Raw genomic sequence first — 12,505 nt, 5'->3', positions numbered from 1 at the left:
GCTCCTCTTCGGCGATCCGGGTCACGAAAGGCGCGAGGGTGCGGTCGCACTCCGATTTGAGACGCAGCGGGATCATGGCGCGATCGGCCTCAAGGCGTCGGGAAGAGTCTCGAGCCCGAACCAGCGCGACAGGGTAAATTCGACCGCTGGGTCTTTGCTGTAAATCAGCTCCATTGCGAGGTCGAAGACAGCGAGGTGGCGCTGGCAGAACCAGCTGTCTTGGCGGGGCACATCAATCCGACCGCTGCGCGAGAGATCATCGATCGGATCGGTGCCGCAGAAGGGCTGATAGGGGCAGTGGATACAGTCGGGATCGAAGTTGTTGATGTGTCCCGGCGCGAGCAGGGCCAGCTTTTCCTGGTCCAGGCCATCGCTCACATTGCCGATGGCGAGATTGACCCGCCGGATGCGCGCCAACATGCGCGCCTCGTCGCTGGGATAGATCTGTCCGTCGAAATCGATGACCGCATTCGCGCCGGTCGGGATGTTGGGATTGCGCAGATCGGTGTGACCGTCCAGCCCGGGAGCGAGGATGCGTCGCAGGCAATGGGCAAGATAGAACTCCTCCATCACCCGGCCCGTCAGCGCGTTTCGCGCGATCAGCGTGTCGATGAAACCTCGATAGTAGGCGTTCCAGGCGGTCGAGGTCCGGGCCGCGGGATGGCTCTTGCGGGCGAAACCCTGGTAGTTGACGGGGCGCAGGTAGAGCGAGGTGAAGCCGAACGCCTCGTAGGCCGCGATCAGATCTTCCGGATCGGGCGGGTCGTCCATGTCGATGGTCGGCAGGGCGGAGACCCGTGCGGGACCGATCAGGCCGATCACCCGCTCGAGGTTGCTGAGGAAGTTCTTCGTTAGCGCGCTATCTGCGGTCCGGTTACGGGTATGGATCTGGTGCGGTCCGTCGAGCGAGGTGCTGATCAGCACGTCCTCGCTGTCGAGAAACGCGAGGATGTCCTCATCGAGAGTTTGAAGGTTGCTGCAGACCACGAAACGGACGCGCTGAAAGCGCCGGCGCGCGAAGGCGGCGACGGCCTGCAGGAGGTCGAGCCTGAGGAACGGCTCCCCGCCCTGGAACTCGATCTGGATCTCCTCGACCGGCAGGCCGTCGAGAAAGCCCAGCACCTTTTGAAGCGTCTCCGAATCCCAGTCGAAGCCCTGCGCCGCGAGCGGCGCGCGCGAGACCTGGCAATAGGAGCATTTCAGATTGCAACGCAGCGTCGGGATCAGGATCACATAGGCCGACCCGCCGCCCACATGCTGGCGCCGCGACCACCTCGTGAGAAACCCGGTATGGGCGAGATCGCCCGCCCACTCGAAGGCGTGGCCCTTTTCCCGCAGGAACCGTTCCTCCGGAGGCGTTATCGCGTCGCGCGCGTAGCGATCGACGAACCCGCTCTCGGCCAGGAAATAAGCGCCGGAGTCATCGGCGAGGATGGTTCTTTGATCGTCGAGATCGCGAAAACGGAGCGGCCAGATCTGCATCAGCCTGCCAACATCGCGTAGAGGCTCTGCCGCATGGACAAGGTCTGCCGGAAGACCTTCTCGCGATAGACTTGGTAGGTCACCTCGCGTTTGAGCCGCGCGAGATCGGACCCCGACGCGCCGTGCACCGCGACGCCCTTGTCCGACACGAGAAAGTCGAGCTCGGGATAGAGGTATCCAAGGCGCAAAAGTGCAGCGGGAATGCAGGGATGAAGTTCCGGGTCTATGGAAATATCGAGAACGGGGCTCAGGGACATATCTGCGGTCTCGGGGTCTGCTCAAAAATTGACATCCGGTGTGCTATAACATTCATTGGGCGTGGAATGTGGCAAAATTCATGCCCACGACGCCCAAGAAATGCACGTCAAGTGAACTTCCCGCAACGGGTGGCGCAAAGACACCACCCGTCTTCCGACCCTGAGGATCGGCCCCCCCAAAGCAGAACCATCGGCTGGCTCACGCAATGTTACCCCCGGACAACGTCGCAATTGCGTTGGAACGATTTCGATCCGCGTCAGGGAAACCGGGTCTTGCCAAGCCTTTCTCGCACCTGTCAACTGCGCGCGGAAATCAGACTTTCGGAGGAAGTGACAGAATGGCGGGTAAATTCGAACTCTACGAGGACAGGGCCGGGGAGTACCGGTTTCGTCTGAAGGCCGGAAATGGTGAGATTATCTTGACAGGCGAGGGCTATAAGCAGAAGGCCAGCGCCGAGAATGGTATAGCCTCGGTGCGCACCAACGCACCGTTGGACACACGCTACGAGCGGAAGACCAATGCGGCCGGAAAGCCTATGTTCAACCTCAAGGCCAGCAACGGCCAAGTCATTGGAACCAGCGAGGCCTATAGCAGCGAAGCCGCACGCGAAAATGGCATTGCCTCGGTAAAAGCCAATGCGCCCGATGCCAGGCTAAACGATCAGAGCTGATGACATACATGCGCGGCGCATCAGCTTGTGGCGAGGCGCCGCGCATGCCGTGGTAGGAATCGGCACGTTGTCGCGATCATGTTCGGCCGCATCACAAATTGGACACGTGTGGCTACTAGTTTCGACCCATGCCCAATGGTCTTCCTCTCTGCCAGCGCGCGTACCAATCTTCATCGAATGGCCGCTTTAGCGACCTATCGCGAACTTGGGGGTCCAGCTCTCAATCAATAAGGCTTCTTCTTCGTAGGCTTCGTCATCGGGATCGTCAGCAAGTTCTTCGCTGGAAAGGACGGTAAGGGTGAAGCCGTAAGCGCCGAGACCGATGACTTCTTCATCCAACGCAAGCCGTCGCCCACAAGAGAACCATTCAGCAAGACTGGTTTGTCCACATATCGAGCGCGCGGACCGGATGCTTTGCGTATCAGCGTTGAACCGCAGGGTATGGGTTCGTGGCAGCGGAGTACCCTTTTTGAGGAATGTGAGCTTGTCGAGCTTTTTGAAGCTGTCAGACAAGAACGCATATGCGACCTTGTCGCCGGAACTGACGACAACCGCCATCGGATAGTCGCAACATTCGGCGGCTCTGATGGCAGAGGCCGTGAGCGAGCACTCGGCCAGCTGACTTAGCGCAATGATCCCATCCAGACCGACACGGCTGCCCCCGATGACCTCGCCCACGAGTCTCGACGGCATGAGCAGCCCAGACGCAAAATGATCCGCCTCTAGCTCTATCGAACTCGTCCCTTGTGAAAACCCCGCCCTGGACATGTGGATCGGAGCAGTCTTCAGAATTTCCTCGGGATGCCCCTCAAGAAAATAGTGGCCAAGTTCGTGAGCCACGGTGAACCGGCGAAACCCCTCGCTCTTGATATCGGTCGCATAGAAGATGCCAACGCTCTCATCATGGAAGATGATCCCGCCGCTCACGCCAACCCGGCCCGGATCCTTTGGCTCGACCAAGATGTCTTCGCTCTCCGCGATCGCAAACGGATCAACGGGGAAGGCATCGTAGCCATTTTCTTTTGCTTTGAGTTCACCTTGGCGCCGCGCCATATGAATTCGGAATTTGCTCAACGACCCGACTTTCTCTGGTTCATGAGGTCGATCATCATTTGAATGTGCTCTCGGTCGTCGTCTGACAGGTTCTCTTCACCACGAAATGCCGTTGTTGCTCCCGCCATGTCGTTGGTCCTGCCTAGCAAGTAGTCTGACGTAACGCTCAATGCCTTCGCGAGGGCCCTAATGTTTGCAAACGAAGGCTTGCGCCGCTCCTTCTCGAAATGGCCGATTGCTGATGGTTGTAACCCAGTCTTCGCCGCAAGTTCCGTTTGGTTGATCCCTCGCGCTTCTCTGGCTTGACGTAACCTGTCACCGAACCCACCATTGGAATCCGTAGAATTTGACATGACGCTCCCGCATGTGTTAGTATGACGATATCGTAGGATTACTGCCGCTTGCTCGCGGCTTCTTTTTTCGCTTTCTATCCTACGAAAACGTCAAAAACTGTAAGACGGATCAGCGAATCCGTCAAGCCTGAGGGGGCAGATGAAGATGAATATCAGGACGAACCTCGAAGATTTCGCCCGCAGCCTGGAGATCGACCCTGTAGAAGCTGCGCTGATGGACGTTGCACGTGCCATCCAGATCACCCGCACGATGCACGACGAAGCCGACCGCCATTTTCGCGGGCTCGCTCAGCATGTCGACCGCCCTGGCAGCCCTCTCGAAGATTTGGTCCTTGAGATCTACCCTTCTGGCAGCTTTGCAATCCACGCCGCGACTCGGTCACGCCTGAAGACCGACCAGCACGACGTTGATGCCGTGCTCGAGATCGCGATCGCTCCTGGCACCGATCCGGCATGGGTGCTTGAACAACTGTACAAAGCGATCAAGGGCGAAAAAGGCAGCAAGTACTACGACTACCTGATTGAGAAAAACAGTCGCTGTGTCACGGTTACCTACCCGGACGGCGTCACGGTCGATCTGATGCCGGTCGTTCGCATCGATGGGGCACCAGAACGCGTGGCAACCTTGTTTCACCACAAGCCTGAGACGGACGAGCGGTACCACAAGGAGATCAATCCTAAGGGGTTTGCCGATCACTTCAATGCTCGCGTCGAGATCAGCGAGGCGTTTCAGAAGCGCTTCGATGCGCGTCGTTACCTCGTCGATGGCGAAACCTACACCGAACTGGCCACGCGGCTTTCAAATGAGACGTCTGGTCTGGCGTTGCAAAAGGCAGATACCCAACCGATGCCGGTGCATGTCCCGCTCGACCAGAAATCGCCTCGCGTGGTTGCCCTGCAACTGATCAAGAGGTTCCGCGACAAACGCTATCGCAAGCACGACGATCACCGTGGCAAACGCAAACCACCGGCCGTCATTATCGCAGCGATTGCAATCGATGCCAGCCCTGCAAACGATAGCCTGGTCGATGAGGTGATAGCGATTGCCAAGCGGATGCGCTGGCAGATCCGCAATGCTGAACAGAACCTGCGGTTGCTGGAAGTTCGCAATCCGGCACATTACCCCGACCTCTTCACCGATCGGTGGCCGGCTCAAAGGAGCGACCAGCAACTTTGGGCGGCGGACTTGCTCACCCTCATCGAACGCCTCGAAAACCTGAAGCGGGTTGGCTTCGATCCTGCGGTTATCCAATCGACGTTCGACGATCTGTTCGGTGAAAAGGCCGGTGAGACCGCTCTGCAGGCCTATCATCGTGCACAGACTGTCCAGCTCGAACATGGTGCGCTCGGCATGACACCGAGCGGGCATCTGAAACCTGCGGCACCTGTTTCGTCTCTGGCTGCACCAGCTTTGGGTGCTGGGATCGCGTCGGCACCAGGCCTCGTGAGGCCTGCGCGCGCGAATACGAACATGGGGGGCACTGTACCTGATGATAACTGTTGGTGATCAGATTGCGGACATGGCCGATGTCTATTCGGAATGGTCATGCGACCGGCTGAGCAGACGGACTTGTGTCTGGGAGGGGCGCCTGCAGCCACACAGAACGACGTACCGGCTGCGGGTAGAGTATACGGAACCCCTACTGCTCGAAGGTAGATCGAACCTGTACCTGCAGCCTCTTGTTGAGGTTCTTGAACCGACCATGCAAAGGCGTTTCGGTAACGAAGAAGGGTCCCTACCGCATGTTTATGTATCACATCCGCGAACAGAGCGTACGGGGCCATTCCTCTGCCTCTTCGACGACGAAGCGGATCAGTGGTCGCCAGATGACCTGATCAGCAATACGACCATTCCCTGGGCGTCCAACTGGCTGAGCTGCTACGAAAGCTGGCTCGCTTCGGGAAAATGGTTTGGGACCGGCAAACACATCAGAAGTCAGTCAGGCGGGCGATCCAGGTTGGCGGCACTTATGGAGAGATTTCATGGCACAACCTCAATCCCGCCGCTCGCAGGGCACCATCTTTCACCGTCGAGATCAACTCGAATGGCCCGCAGATGATTTTCGCGTACTTTCCATTGATGGCGGCGGCATAAAAGGCATTCTGCCTGCGGCGGTGCTGGCGGAATGTGAGCGTCGCTTCTTGAAGGGCGGTTCGGCAGCCAGCTACTTCGACATGATCGCCGGCACTTCAACCGGAGGAATAATCGCGCTCGGCATGGCAGCAGGAATGCGCGCAGAGGAGGTTTTGGAAATCTATATGCGCCACGGGTCGGAAATATTTCCCAGGCCTTGGACTCCTCCAACTCGAATTGGTCGCGCGATGCGATCCGCTTACCAGTTCGCCCGCGATCTTGCCGTCTATCGATACAACCGCGAACCCTTGGAACGAGCGCTTCGAGATCGCTTTGGCAACAGGACATTGGGCTCCGTCAATGTGCGTTTGAACATTCCCGCCTTCGATGGGTTCAACGAGGTCAACGTCCTCAAGACCCCGCACCACCCTGACTTCCGCCTCGACTGGCAGGAAGAACTGGTCACGGTAGCATTGGCGACGTCAGCCGCGCCGACATTCTTCTCGACCTACCGAAATGGCACCCGGCACTTTGCCGATGGCGGTGTTTGGGCGAACAACCCCGTCATGGTGGTGCTGGTCGATGCCATGAGCTGTTTCAACGTAGACAGACACAAAATCGACATCCTGAGCCTAGGCTGTGGCGATCAAGACCTTCGTATGACTGACGGTCAGATCAAGCGCGGCGGCATGTTCCACTGAAGAACAATCATCGAGAGCGCGATGCACCTGCAAAGCCAGAACGCCCTTGGACAGGCCGGACTTTTGATCGGGCGAGACCGCATGCTTCGTCTGACATCCGCTCCGACGCTCGAACCCATTGCACTTGATGACTTCACGCGAGCGAGTGCCGAACTTCCGCAGCAGGCGAAACGTCTTGTCGAAGAAAACGCCGAACGGCTTGAGACATTCTTTGATGCTCCTCGGGCTTCGGCTGCATTTTACCACGGACCGCTTAGCACGTCGGGCGGGACTTAAAGTCGGCCACATTCGCCGATAGACAAACACCGGTTTTCTCGTCGCAGGAACGACCGGTAGTCGCTCATCTGCGAAGCCCACATGGCCGGGTGTTTTCTCAGCTGTTCGAGGGCATCCCCCCTGCTTTGCTGGTGAGTTTCAGAGCCGACAACCACCGGTCTCTTTGAAAATGAGAAAATTTGTCCATCCTTGACAGACTATTTTGTGGGTTTCCACTGAAACAAGTGGCGGTCCCTTTAAAAATATATCATTGTGTCGCCTATGAGCGGACAAGAACACGAAAAACTAAAGGGCCTTCTTGAGGCTGTTCCCACGGGGTTCCTCGTGGACTCGGTCTGGCTTGAGCACCACGGGATAGGCCGGCGTTCGTCCTACGCCTATGTCCAGCGTGGCTGGCTAGAACGCCTTGGACGCGGCGTCTTCCGCCGCCCGGCACCAGGCAGCGCCACCACGAATACGCTCGATTGGAAGACCTGCCTGCTCTCGCTCCAGCACATCATGCACTACCCTGTCCATGTCGGGGGGGCGACGGCATTGGACCTGCAAGGCTATGCGCACTATCTCTCACTCGGCGACAAGAGCACAGTCTGGCTCTACGGCTCAAAAATCCCCAACTGGCTCGAAAAACTGCCGCTCAACGCCGAACTCCGCACACGCAGCGTATCGCTGTTCTTCGATCCAGAGTTGGGTGTCAATGACGCACGAAAAAATCTCAACGAGACAGCATCGTCCCTGCCATGGGACTGGAAACTGGTGATGTCCTCGCCGGAACGCGCGATCTTTGAGGCGCTGGACGAGTTGCCGGATCAGGAGAGCTTTCACAACCTCGACATGGTGTTCGAAAGCCTGACGACGTTGCGCCCAAGAACCCTCTCGGCACTGCTCAGAAGTTGCAAGAAGATCAAGGTCAAACGCCTGTTCTTCGTGTTCGCCGACCGCCACGACCATGCCTGGCGCAAGCGTCTCGATCCAGAAGACTTCGACCTCGGCAGCGGGGATCGCGCATTGGTCAAAGGCGGCAAGATACATCCACGCTACAGGATCATGGTGCCCGAAGAGTTTGTGGGAAAGGAACTTGGTCATGGCGCGTGAGGACTATGCCGCCCAAGTGGCCCTGCTCGTGCGGGTACTTCCGTATGTCGCGAAGGAGGAGATATTTGCGCTCAAGGGCGGGACGGCCATCAACCTCTTCTATCGCGACCTTCCGCGCCTCTCGGTCGATATCGATTTGACCTATCTGCCTGTCAAGGACCGCGGCGAAAGCCTCGTCGAGATCAACAACGCGATGGACCGGATCGCCGCCGCCATCGAAGGCGGCATCACCGGCGCCAAAGCTCAGCGCATTGCCGGCGGTGGCGGTGGGGCTACGCGTGCGCTCGCCCGCCTCGGCACAGCCGAAATCAAAATCGAAACCTCCCCCGTTACCCGGGGCGTCGTGCATGATCCGGAACAACGCGAAGTCTCCGAAGCCGTCGAGGAGGCGTTCGGATATGCGACGATGAACATCGTATCCTTCGAGGATTTGTTCGGCGGCAAGCTCCATGCGGCCCTTGATCGCCAGCACCCGCGAGACCTCTACGACGTTAAACTGCTCTACGAGAACGAAGGGTTTACCGACGCGTTGTTCCGTACTTTTCTGATCTACGTCGCGAGTTCACCCCGCCCGCCGCACGAACTTCTGAACCCAAACCTGATCGATCTGGATCAGCCCTATGCCCGGGAATTCGAGGGCATGACGAAGGAAGCGGTCGACCTCGGGGAATTGATCGCGACGCGCGACCGCCTGATCGGTGATATCCAATCCCGCTTGGATGAGGGCGCGAAGAGGTTCCTGAGAACCCTGCATGACGGCGCCCCCGACTTCGACGCGATCGACCGCCCTCAGGCGGCCGAGCTTCCAGCGGTCAGATGGAAGCTCATCAACGTGAACAAGCTGAAAGCAGAAAACCCCAAGAAGCATGCCACCCAAGGGGAAGAGCTGGAGAAGCTCCTCGGCTGAAGATGGACCAGAGATGACTGTTTTCGAGAACGACCCCGCCTACGAAGAATGCCTTGTGACCTTTTTTGATGTCCTCGGTTTCAGGAACCTCCTGCACACGCGAAGCGGTGCAGAGATCAGGCACTTGCTTTCCATGTTTCGCAGGGTTTCCGAAGGAGATGCCACGCCGCCCACCCGCTCCGACGAAATGCGGATGATCAGCGAAGTCCATGCCGAGATCGTGTCTGATGCGATCGTGAGAACCAGAACCATTGAAACTCAGTACCAGGCCGGCCCCTTGGTCTGGGAGCTCATCGATCTGCTGCACATCCAGATCGAATGCGTGGCAAATGGCATATTGGTGCGCGGCGCGATGACGATCGGCCCCATGCATCTCGGCATGGACTTCAGTGGTCCGGTGTTTGGGCCTGCCCTCGTTCAGGCATATTTCATGGAAGAAGGCGAGGTCATCTTCCCGCGCATTGCGATCCACGAAGATGTTATCGAACGCCACCGGCAGGACCAAACGCTCTGGCGGGAAGGACATTCCTATGAGGATGAAGAGCGTCACCTGAACAACCTCCTACGACAGGACGAGTCAGGCCTTCACTACATCGACTATCTTCGCGCCAGTCTCAGCGAGCTCGACGGCGAATACGCCGGCTGGATCGAGTTTCTGGGTAGGCACAAAACGTTGGTGGAGAGCGGTCTCGCCGACAGTCCCAATGCGACGGTGCGGCGCAAATACAGCTGGCTCAAGAACTACCACAACGCAGTCATCGACGAGAACATGGCAAACTTGGAACCGGGCGCAATGACCGAGGATGGCGACCCTTGCGAAGCTCTGTTCAGCGGGCTCAGGATCGAAGCCTGAGTTCTCTCAATAAGTCTCAACTGAGAGCGTCACGAAACGTCCACGACATGCCTCACCGTTTGGCCAATACGAGGATTGCCAGCCCGCCACCATTCCTATGACCCGCCTTCCAGACCTGCGTCCTCCAACTGCTCCCGCTCTGGCAGATCCGCGAGAGTCTCCAGATCAAATGCAACAAGGAACTGCTCGGTCGTCACAAAGGTGTAGGGCGCCCCGCGTCGAGGCGACCGAGGCCCGGTCCCGATCAGGTCGCGCGCATTCAGCCGACCGATCAGGTCACGGCTGATTTCCTTGCCGAAGATGTCCTTGAGCCCGTCGCGGGTGATCGGTTGATGGTAGGCGATGGCAGCCAGCACCGCGACGTCGAATTCACTCAGATCGAGTAGCTGGTCCCCGACATCCGCCGCAGCGCGGATCGCGGGCGCGTAGGCCGCCCGGGTCCGGAATATCCAGCCGCCGGCGACTTGAGCGATCTCGAAGGCCCGCCCGTCCAGATCGGCGGCGAGGTCCTCGACCAGCAGATCGACCGAAGCCCCCTGCCCCACCACGCGGACCAGGTCGTCGCGCGGCACCGGCGAGGCGGAGGCGAAGAGCACCGCCTCGATCCGGCGCATCCACTCGCGCCAGCGCAGCTCGGGCGGCAGGTCGGCCAACTCGCGATCCAGTTCGGGGTCAGAGCGATCCTTCGCCATCGCTACACCCCGTAGAGCCGAAAGGTGTCGCGCCCGGTCAGTTCGCGCACCGCGCCGAGGTCGACCAGCCGCTCGCAAAACCGCCGCGCAGCGCGATCCGGCAAAGGCAACGCCGACGGCGCCACGGCATCGCGGGTCAGGAACATCTCGACCGCGTCGCCCGCTCCCTTGGCCCGCAGCTTGGGTGCGACCGCCTTCAGATGCGCCGCCCGGCGCGTGAGGTCGGCGGCCTGCCGCACGGCGTCGACCGCCGATGAGACGAGCGACCGATGACAGGCGAGACGCAAGTCGTCCCCATGCTTGCGCAAGTCAACGCGTTTCAGGCCCGCGGCGAGTAGCGGCAGGAGGTGATCCCAGCCAAGCGCCTGGGCGAGGGCGGCATCCGCGAGGATCAGCGCCGGGGCGTCGGCACGCGGCGCGTCTGTCAGCACCGCCTCGAGCACCATCGCGACCTGGGTGACCGGCGCGCCTCTCCCCGCATCGAGCCACGTCGCGATCTGGCCCGGCTCGAGGGTCGGCAAGGCTCGACCGAGAGCCTTGACCGACACCGGCCGCTCCACCGCGCGCCGCCAGGCCAGGTAGGTCTCCCCCGCGGGTCCGGGAAGATCGCCGGACCGCAACAGGTGCACCGCATCGCGCAGCTCCCCTGCCCGCTCCGGACGACCGGAAAACGCAACGCAAGCCCCCGCCGCACGTAACGCGAGCCGGTCCCGCAACAGGGCGTGGGGTACCTCTTCACGCCCCAACACAAGATGCAGGTGGTTCAGCGCCGCACCCGATAAAAACGCAACATCTTCAGGGGTTTCAGCGCGTGCAGAGGTGACCCAGGCGGGCATCCGGGGTAACGTGTCGAGGTCGCTGATGTGATCCGGCCGGGCAAAAGTCATGCCTGAAGCCTACATCAGCACGGCGCTTTTCTCCAGAAAATAGCGATATAACCGCCCCACCCTGCCGCTTCCCGCAATGTCCAATAAGTTTGCCTTATCGGACATGAAAAGATATGCTCCGCGACATGTCAGAAGATCACGAGAAATCGAGCTCAGAAGCACCAATCGGGTCTTCGTCCAGCGAGGACAACGAGAGAGATTGCTCTGACGTCGAGGATTTGACCCGCCTCCACTTTGGGATCGGTTCACACCCCGTCGATCAGGATGTCCATGGCGCGCTTCAAAGCGTCGCGGTGATCGGCCAGAGATCCAACTTGGTCCCGAAGCTCCGCGCCCGGCACCGCGGCCAGTTCCTGAACCCGCACGATCAACGTCGTCCCTTCAAAAGCGACAGCGGGCGTGAGACCCGGAAAGGCCACATACCGGCTTGCCTCGCGCAATGGCGCCACGATACGAGAGGCGTCAATGCCGATCAGATCGGTTTGCAAATCAACGACAAGTTGGCCACCCTTGAGGCGATACAGATCGAACTGTGCCATACCAAGTGGTCCTCAGAAACTGCGGAAGGCCGCGAGGGGCAAACCTTCCTTGGCGATCTCTTCGGCATAGGTGTCGATTGCGGGTTGGTTCGCCTCTCGCCAAAGGCGGTTGCGTTCCACCTTGGCGGCTTTGATGATCGCCGCCTCGGCCAGCCGCGACATGTTGAGGCCAAGCGCCCGCGCCGATTCCGCGACATCGGCGTCGAGGGTCAGATTGACTTTCACGCGGCCCACAGAGACCTCCCGGAGAATGCGTATGGATGAGGAGTATAAGTCAGGTGCAAGTCCCGATCAAGACAAGAGCGACCGGATCACACTCCCCGCCTCTGTGGCCAGTTCCGGCACACTTGACCGCCTCGTCGACACGGCCCGCGACTATGCGCGCTCCGCGGCCTCGGAGAACACACTCAAGGCCTATGCGAAGGATTGGGAACATTTCGCGCGCTGGTGCCGGATGAAGGGCACCGAGCCGCTGCCGCCCTCCCCCGAGATGATCGGACTGTATCTCGCGGATCTGGCGTCCGGGTCGGGCCCCTCCCCTGCCCTATCGGTCTCGACCATCGACCGGCGCCTTGAGCTACCCCCCGAAATTCGGACACTGACATAAGCTATGATTTGCAGTCTGCTGATCTTCGACGAGAAGGAGATCAGAGATGTCGAAACGGAAG

Annotated in this window: 14 protein-coding genes and 1 pseudogene; 7 read left to right on the top strand and 8 right to left on the bottom strand. The window is 59.6% G+C overall.

All coding sequences use genetic code 11. The features are described from left to right. Positions 1-72: 72 nt before the first annotated feature. The gene (gene hxsB / locus IEV87_RS19520) at positions 73-1,482 is read right to left on the bottom strand and encodes a His-Xaa-Ser system radical SAM maturase HxsB (RefSeq protein WP_043754001.1); all 1,410 of its coding nucleotides are present in this window, start codon (positions 1,480-1,482) and stop codon (positions 73-75) included. After that, a complete protein-coding gene (locus tag IEV87_RS19515; RefSeq protein WP_043753999.1) occupies positions 1,482-1,739 on the bottom strand; it encodes a hypothetical protein in 258 nt (85 codons plus the stop codon). The genes hxsB and IEV87_RS19515 overlap by 1 nt, the downstream gene beginning before the upstream one ends. A gap of 338 nt (positions 1,740-2,077) precedes the next feature. Between IEV87_RS19515 and IEV87_RS19510 the strand changes: the two genes are divergently transcribed. After that, positions 2,078-2,410: a YegP family protein gene (locus IEV87_RS19510; RefSeq protein WP_043753997.1), complete on the top strand. Its 333-nt coding sequence runs from the start codon at positions 2,078-2,080 to the stop codon at positions 2,408-2,410. 186 nt (positions 2,411-2,596) lie between these two features. Here the strand turns inward: IEV87_RS19510 and IEV87_RS19505 are convergent, their stop codons facing one another. Continuing rightward, entirely contained in the window at positions 2,597-3,484 is an 888-nt protein-coding gene (locus tag IEV87_RS19505) for an ImmA/IrrE family metallo-endopeptidase (RefSeq protein WP_043753995.1), read from the bottom strand. Further along, complete coding sequence (locus IEV87_RS23085) at positions 3,481-3,816, bottom strand: helix-turn-helix domain-containing protein (RefSeq protein WP_081979695.1); 336 nt, start codon at positions 3,814-3,816, stop codon at positions 3,481-3,483. Before IEV87_RS23085 ends, IEV87_RS19505 begins: the two co-directional genes overlap by 4 nt. 139 nt (positions 3,817-3,955) lie before the next feature. Here IEV87_RS23085 and IEV87_RS19495 point away from each other — a divergent pair, with 139 nt between their 5' ends. From IEV87_RS19495 to IEV87_RS19475, 5 genes are all read left to right on the top strand, one after another. Then, a complete protein-coding gene (locus IEV87_RS19495) occupies positions 3,956-5,323 on the top strand; it encodes a nucleotidyltransferase domain-containing protein (RefSeq protein WP_043753993.1) in 1,368 nt (455 codons plus the stop codon). 476 nt (positions 5,324-5,799) lie between these two features. Beyond that, the gene (locus IEV87_RS19490; RefSeq protein ID WP_188479530.1) at positions 5,800-6,591 is read left to right on the top strand and encodes a CBASS cGAMP-activated phospholipase; all 792 of its coding nucleotides are present in this window, start codon (positions 5,800-5,802) and stop codon (positions 6,589-6,591) included. Between the two features lie 537 nt (positions 6,592-7,128). Further along, complete coding sequence (locus IEV87_RS19485) at positions 7,129-7,959, top strand: type IV toxin-antitoxin system AbiEi family antitoxin domain-containing protein (RefSeq protein ID WP_043753988.1); 831 nt, start codon at positions 7,129-7,131, stop codon at positions 7,957-7,959. Then, complete coding sequence (locus IEV87_RS19480; RefSeq protein ID WP_188479529.1) at positions 7,949-8,866, top strand: nucleotidyl transferase AbiEii/AbiGii toxin family protein; 918 nt, start codon at positions 7,949-7,951, stop codon at positions 8,864-8,866. Before IEV87_RS19485 ends, IEV87_RS19480 begins: the two co-directional genes overlap by 11 nt. Positions 8,867-8,879: 13 nt before the next feature. After that, positions 8,880-9,719 carry a hypothetical protein gene (locus tag IEV87_RS19475; RefSeq protein WP_043753982.1) on the top strand — a complete coding sequence of 280 codons (840 nt, stop codon included), beginning with the start codon at positions 8,880-8,882 and terminating at the stop codon, positions 9,717-9,719. A gap of 95 nt (positions 9,720-9,814) precedes the next feature. On the opposite strand, the gene scpB is transcribed toward IEV87_RS19475, so the two are convergent. From scpB to IEV87_RS19455, 4 genes are all read right to left on the bottom strand, one after another. After that, a complete protein-coding gene (gene scpB / locus IEV87_RS19470) occupies positions 9,815-10,411 on the bottom strand; it encodes an SMC-Scp complex subunit ScpB (RefSeq protein ID WP_043753981.1) in 597 nt (198 codons plus the stop codon). A 2-nt stretch (positions 10,412-10,413) separates the two neighbouring features. Continuing rightward, positions 10,414-11,298 carry a DUF1403 family protein gene (locus IEV87_RS19465; protein WP_043753980.1) on the bottom strand — a complete coding sequence of 295 codons (885 nt, stop codon included), beginning with the start codon at positions 11,296-11,298 and terminating at the stop codon, positions 10,414-10,416. Positions 11,299-11,543: 245 nt separating this feature from the next. Next, a complete protein-coding gene (locus IEV87_RS19460; protein WP_043755182.1) occupies positions 11,544-11,837 on the bottom strand; it encodes a CcdB family protein in 294 nt (97 codons plus the stop codon). Positions 11,838-11,849: 12 nt separating this feature from the next. Then, positions 11,850-12,071, bottom strand: coding sequence for a type II toxin-antitoxin system CcdA family antitoxin (locus tag IEV87_RS19455; protein WP_043755186.1), 222 nt, complete (start codon positions 12,069-12,071; stop codon positions 11,850-11,852). A gap of 22 nt (positions 12,072-12,093) precedes the next feature. On the opposite strand from IEV87_RS19455, the pseudogene IEV87_RS19450 reads away from it, so the two are divergent. Beyond that, positions 12,094-12,411, top strand: a pseudogene (locus tag IEV87_RS19450) (integrase); the annotation flags it as partial. Between the last annotated feature and the right edge of the window lie 94 nt (positions 12,412-12,505).

This window comes from Primorskyibacter flagellatus (assembly GCF_014638275.1).
GTDB classification, from domain to species: Bacteria; Pseudomonadota; Alphaproteobacteria; order Rhodobacterales; family Rhodobacteraceae; genus Pseudooceanicola; species Pseudooceanicola flagellatus_A.
Note: the sequence above shows the minus strand (reverse complement) of the source record. Positions and strands in the feature narration are given on the sequence as shown.